Below are 5,353 nucleotides of genomic sequence, written 5' to 3'. Positions count from 1 at the left end.
GTGTCCGGCGCGGGCGCGGGGGCGCTGACGTTCGGCGAGGTGGGCCAGTACGAGCGCGTGCGGCCCAAGGACAGCGCGTGGGACGACCAGGGCTCCGTCAACCGGCTGCTGGAGTTCGCGGGCCGCCAGGAGGACGTGTGCGGCCTGAAGGTGGAGACGGTGCACCTGGCGTGGGCGGGGGGCTACAGCTACTTCCACCGGAAGGTGCCGCTGTATCCCCACTCGGGGCCGGGGCGGGGCTCACGCCTGTTCAGCCACGTCATCACCCGGGCGGGCTACGAGGGCGCGGGCGTGACGATGGCCCGGGACGGTCCGCTGGCACTGGTGAAGCTGTCCGGGGCGGGCTGCGTGCCGGACCCCGGCTATTCGTGGCTGCTGCCGTAACCGGACGAATGGGGCGCGAGGCCCTTTCCGCCCCACCCGGCGCGTTGGTAAGCCACGCCCCATGCCCGAATCCGACTGCCTCTTCTGCAAGATTCGCGAAGGTGCCATCCCGGCGAAGATCGTCTACCAGGACGAGCACTGCCTGGCCTTCGAGGACATCAACCCCCAGGCCCCCACCCACGTCCTGTTCATCCCGCGCAAGCACATCCCCACGGTGAACGACCTCACCGAGGAGGACCGGGCGCTGGTGGGCAGCCTCTACCTGGGCGCGGCGAAGGTGGCGCGCGAGCGCGGCCACGCGGACAGCGGCTACCGGGTGGTGATGAACACCCAGCGCGACGCGGGGCAGACTGTGTTCCACATCCACCTGCACCTGCTCGCGGGGCGACCCCTCCACTGGCCGCCGGGTTAGCGGTCTCCAGAGGCACCCGCCTGCCCTCCGGTCCCGTGACAGGCGACGGGTGGCGGGTGCTAGCGTTCGCGGGTGCGTGGCCCCCCTTCTTCCCGGGCGGGCCCGCCGCCCATGTTCAGTGCCCAGTCGCCGCCGCAGACCCGCCGTGCCTACTCACGCCTCGCCCTGCTGTTGGCCGCCGTCGCCGGGGGGGTCAACGCCGTGGGCTTCGTGGCCCTGGGCGCGCACACGTCCCATATGTCCGGGAACATGGCGACGCTGGGCGAGTCGCTGGCGCTGGGGCGCTCGGAGACAGGCTGGCTGTCCGCGCAGTTGATGGGCGCGTTCATCGCGGGCGCCACCTCCGCGGCGGCGCTGCTGGATGCCTCGCGCCACCGCACGCGCGGCCGTCACGTCTCCGCGCTGCTGCTGGAGGCGGGGGTGCTGGGCGGCATCGGCGTGGGCATGACGCTGAGCGTGGGCGTGCGCGCGCCGGTGTTCCTGTGGGCGCTGGCCTTCGCCATGGGGTTGCAGAACGCGCTCGTCACGCGGCTGTCCGGCGCGGTGGTGCGCACCACGCACGTGACGGGGCTGCTCACGGACATCGGCATCCAGTTGGTGCAGATGATGGCGTGGGTGCGCGACGGCCTCCGGGGCGAGGACGCGCCGGGCCTGTGGCGCCGCCTGCGCGACCTGCCCTCCGCCGTGCAGTTCGAGCGCACGCGGCTGCACCTGGGCCTGGCGCTCGCGTTCCTCTTCGGCTCCACGCTGGGCCCGTTCCTGTTCCTGCGCCACGGGGCCGTGACGCTGGCGCTGCCGTGCGCGGCGCTGGGCGTGCTGGCCGCGCTGGACGTGCGCCTGTCCTCCCTGCCCTCGGCGTCCACCACCGGGCCGGGGCGCTGAAGGCCCCCGGGCGCTGGCGTTCCCGTCAGGGAGACGCGGGCTGGGCCACCGGCGGCGTGGGCGCGACGGCGTCCCGGATCTTCTCCGTCACCGAGTCGCGGGGAATCTTCGGGCCGCGCAGCGCCTGGAGCACGCTGCTGCGCTCGTCCGTCCAGGCGTAGTCCGGCTCGCCGTGGAGGGCCAACCGGCGCACGTACGAGAGCGAGCGCGTGAAGGTGGGGCCCCAGGCGAACTCGCGGTCCGGGCTCAGGATGATCCAGATGCTGGCGAGCGTGTCGTCCTTGGTCTCGGTGATGACGAGCGTGGAGGACATGCCGAAGGCGCTCGCATGGGTGACGCTGATGGGGACCAAGTCCAGGTGCTGGTTGCTGATGTGCAATGCCAGCACGCCGTGCGGCGCGAGGTGCTTGCGGTAGAGCGCCACCGCCTCGTGCGTCAGCAGGTGCACCGGGATGGCGTCCGAGCTGAAGACGTCCAGCGCCAGCACGTCGAAGGCCTGCGGCTGGCCGTGCTCCAGCTCCTGCTCCAGCGAGATGCGCGCGTCGCCCTCCACCACCTCGGTCTTCGCCACCGAGTCCTTCAGGTAGCTGAAGTAGCCGCCCTGCCCCTGCGCGAGCGCGATGATGACGGGGTTGATTTCATAGAAGCGCAGCTGGTCCCCGGCTTCCATCAGCGCGGCGCTGCCGCCCACGCCCAGGCCCAGCATGCCCACGCGCAGCTCGGTGGGAAGCCCCAGGGCGCGCCGCCAGCGGCGCTGCTCCGCGAGCGCCAGGCCCAGACCGCTCTGCGGCGTGTAGTACGACGTCCAGGCGTTGCGGCGCGACGGCTCGATGTACTGCCAGCCGTGGGTGATGGCGCCGTGGCGCAGCGTGTACTGGTGTTGCTTCGGGTTGTTGCGGCCCTGCTCCAGCACCTGGACCATGCCGAAGAAGTTGCGCTCGGAGAAGCGCACGCGGCCCTGGGCGCCGGAGACGAGCAGCCCCAGGTTCACCGCCACCAGCACCAGCATCGCGCCGCGCAGGGTGCGCTGCACGCGCGCCATCCGCTTCTCCTCGGGAGGGCGGCGCATCATGCCCGCGAGCGACACCGCGCAGCAGGCGCCCAGCGACAGCGGGTGCTCCCAGTAGACGGTGAAGAGGGCCGGCGCCACCAGGTTGACGAACACGCCGCCCAGCACGCCGCCCACGGACACCCAGAGGTAGAAGGCGCTCAGGTGGCGCGGCGCCGGGCGCAAGCGGAACAGCTCTCCGTGGCACACCATGGCGCCCGTGAAGAGCGCGAAGGCGTGGAAGAGCACCTGCCACCCCAGGCCCAGCGTGGGGCCCTCCTTCTGCGCGTAGGACACCAGCGCCACCGCGGCGATGAGCGCCACCGAGTACGGGCCGCGCAGGTAGAAGGACTCGCGCGAGAAGGCCAGGATGAAGGTGACGAGGTAGACGGCCAGCGGCATCACCCACAGGAACGGGCCCGCCGCCACGTCCTGGGACAGCTTGTTCGTCGTGGCCAGCAGCAGCACCGACGCGCACATGCTCAGCCCCAGCCACTTCAGCGTGCGGGCCACACCCGGGCGCGGCGCGTCGGCTGCCGCGTCGACCGGAGCTTCGACCGGAGCTTCGACCGGAGCTCCGGGGACGGGGCTCGGGACCTCGGGCACGGAGGCCTGCGCTTCCGTCGTGCGGCTCAGCACGTCCCTGGCACAGGCGAGGACCAGGACGACGAAGAGGCCGAAGCCCACCGCCCAGCCCCAGGCCTGCGCGCCGCGGCCCACCCAGGGCTCCACCAGGAAGGGATAGCCCAGGAGCGCGAGCAGCGAGCCCGCGTTGGAGAGCGCGTAGAGCACGTACGGCGAGCGCCCCGGCCGCGCGCGGGCGAACCACGACTGGAGCAGCGGGCCGGTGGTGCTCAGCACGAAGAAGGGCAGGCCCAACGTGACGGCCAGCATCCCCATCAACCGGAGCACGGGCTGGTGGTCGTCCACGCCGGGGCGCCACCCGTCCCCGGGCGCGAGCGGCGAGCCCGTCCAGAAGGCCCGCGCCGCGAGCGCCGCCACCGCGACGGAGAGCAGCCCCAGGTGCAGCAGGGCCTGCGTGCGCGGGCGCAGCCGCGAGGCGACCCCGTGCGCATAGGCGTACCCCGCGAGCAGCGCGGCCTGGAAGAAGAGCATGCACGCGGTCCACACCGCGGGCGTGCCGCCGTACCAAGGCAGGGCATAGCGGCCCGCGAGCGGCTGGACGCCGAAGAGCAGGAAGGCGCTGGTGAAGATGGCGAGGGCGTAACGAACCATGCGGCCTCGAGGCAGGGGGAGAGGCGCAGCGGAGGGACCCGCGCTGAGAGTGTTTCCCGCCTGGAGGACTTCCCTGTCAACCCGGGGTCACTCAAAGCCCGGTGGGCGACCGGGCAGGCATCCGTCGGTGCGGTGGCCCTGCGGGGCATCAGACCTACTTTCCCGAACGGGACAGGCGCGGAGTGCTTGCGCGAGAGGGGACGACCATGAAGGGCTTCATGCGCGGTGCGGTGGGGGTGCTCGTCGGTGGGGCGATGGGACTCTGGGGCTGCAACAGCGGGGTGTCTTCACAGGAGAGCCAGAGCCGGGGGTTCCAGGACCCCGTGCAGACACAGCACCGTCCCGCGGAGGCGCAGGCCTCGATGCCGGACAACAGCAACCGGAGTGATGCGGTGGACGCAGACCCGGCGCGGGGCGGCAGGCCCTATGACAGCGACCGGGTGGGAAGCACGGCCCTGGCGGGCACGGGCGGCTCCGGACGTCAGCCCGGGAGCGGCACCCTGGAGCTGGGCACCGGGCTGGCGGACAGCTATCGCGGCCCGCCCGCCCATGCGGGCACGGGCGGCGCGGGGATGGACGCGGGGACTTCCATGGACGCCGGCAGCCGCATGGATGCGGGCACTCGCATGGATGCGGGCACTCGCATGGATGCGGGCACTCGCATGGACGCGGGGACTGCCATGGACGCGGGCCGTCGGCGCTAGGCCGGCTTCAGCCTCCGTCCATCACGACAGCCGGGGCTCCTACTTGGAGCCCTGCTTGATCTGCACCTGCTCCAGGCGGGCGTGGAACTTCTTCACCTTCCTGAGGAGCGCGGCCTCGTCGCCGCCTCTGACGACGGCCTCTTCCAGGTCCTTGAACTGGTTGCACTCCATGCCCATCGCGGCGCAGGTGTGCTTGTTCTCCAGGGTGTCGAAGAGCGTGCTCGTCTTGAGCCACTGTTGATCCAGCTCGCTGATGGCCCTGGAGGAGCCGCGCACGGAGGCGCCGCGCTTGCCGGGACGCGTCGGCGGCGACTTCTTCGCCGTGGGCGCGGGCGCGGAGGGCTCGTCCGGGACGAGCAGCGAGTCGGAGCCGTCGTCGGGAGGCGGCTGCGTGGGGTCCACCGTCGGGGCGCCGGGGTCCTGCGCCTTCACGGCCGCCTTCGGAGGAACCACGGGCGCGGTCGGGGACACGTCGGAGGCCGGGTCCTCTGTCTTGGGACCGGGCGGCACCGCGGCGGTCACGGCACGAGGGGGCGGCTGGACCCGGGTGGGCGGAGGCGGCTTGAGCGTCTTCGACTGCTCCAGGCCCACGGCCACGCGCAGTTCGGGGACGAAGACGAGCCCCAGGCCCACGATGAGCAGCGCCACGAACGCCAGGAACGTGAACAGCAGCACGGAGCGCAGGAC

At 72.3% G+C, this 5,353-nt stretch carries 4 protein-coding genes and 2 pseudogenes; 4 read left to right on the top strand and 2 right to left on the bottom strand.

The annotated features are described in order from the left end of the window. From D7V97_RS39495 to D7V97_RS39485, 3 genes and pseudogenes are all read left to right on the top strand, one after another. A pseudogene (locus tag D7V97_RS39495) lies at nt 1-384 on the top strand (hypothetical protein); the annotation flags it as partial. A 61-nt stretch (nt 385-445) separates the two neighbouring features. Then, nucleotides 446-796, top strand: a complete 351-nt coding sequence (locus tag D7V97_RS39490) for a histidine triad nucleotide-binding protein (RefSeq protein ID WP_120615739.1) — start codon at nt 446-448, stop codon at nt 794-796. 111 nt (nt 797-907) lie between these two features. Further along, nucleotides 908-1,678: a YoaK family protein gene (locus D7V97_RS39485; protein WP_120615738.1), complete on the top strand. Its 771-nt coding sequence runs from the start codon at nt 908-910 to the stop codon at nt 1,676-1,678. 25 nt (nt 1,679-1,703) lie between these two features. Here the strand turns inward: D7V97_RS39485 and D7V97_RS39480 are convergent, their stop codons facing one another. Next, entirely contained in the window at nt 1,704-3,962 is a 2,259-nt protein-coding gene (locus tag D7V97_RS39480) for a ferrichrome ABC transporter permease (protein WP_120615737.1), read from the bottom strand. Between the two features lie 206 nt (nt 3,963-4,168). Here D7V97_RS39480 and D7V97_RS39475 point away from each other — a divergent pair, with 206 nt between their 5' ends. Continuing rightward, a complete protein-coding gene (locus D7V97_RS39475) occupies nt 4,169-4,666 on the top strand; it encodes a hypothetical protein (RefSeq protein ID WP_147445170.1) in 498 nt (165 codons plus the stop codon). A gap of 39 nt (nt 4,667-4,705) precedes the next feature. On the opposite strand, the pseudogene D7V97_RS45040 reads toward D7V97_RS39475, so the two are convergent. Then, nucleotides 4,706-5,353: pseudogene (locus D7V97_RS45040) on the bottom strand (hypothetical protein); the annotation flags it as partial.

This window comes from Corallococcus sp. CA053C, from assembly GCF_003611675.1.
In the GTDB taxonomy this organism is placed as follows: Bacteria; Myxococcota; Myxococcia; order Myxococcales; family Myxococcaceae; genus Corallococcus.
The sequence above is the reverse complement of the archived record's forward strand: the minus strand, read 5'-3'. Positions and strand labels throughout refer to the sequence as shown.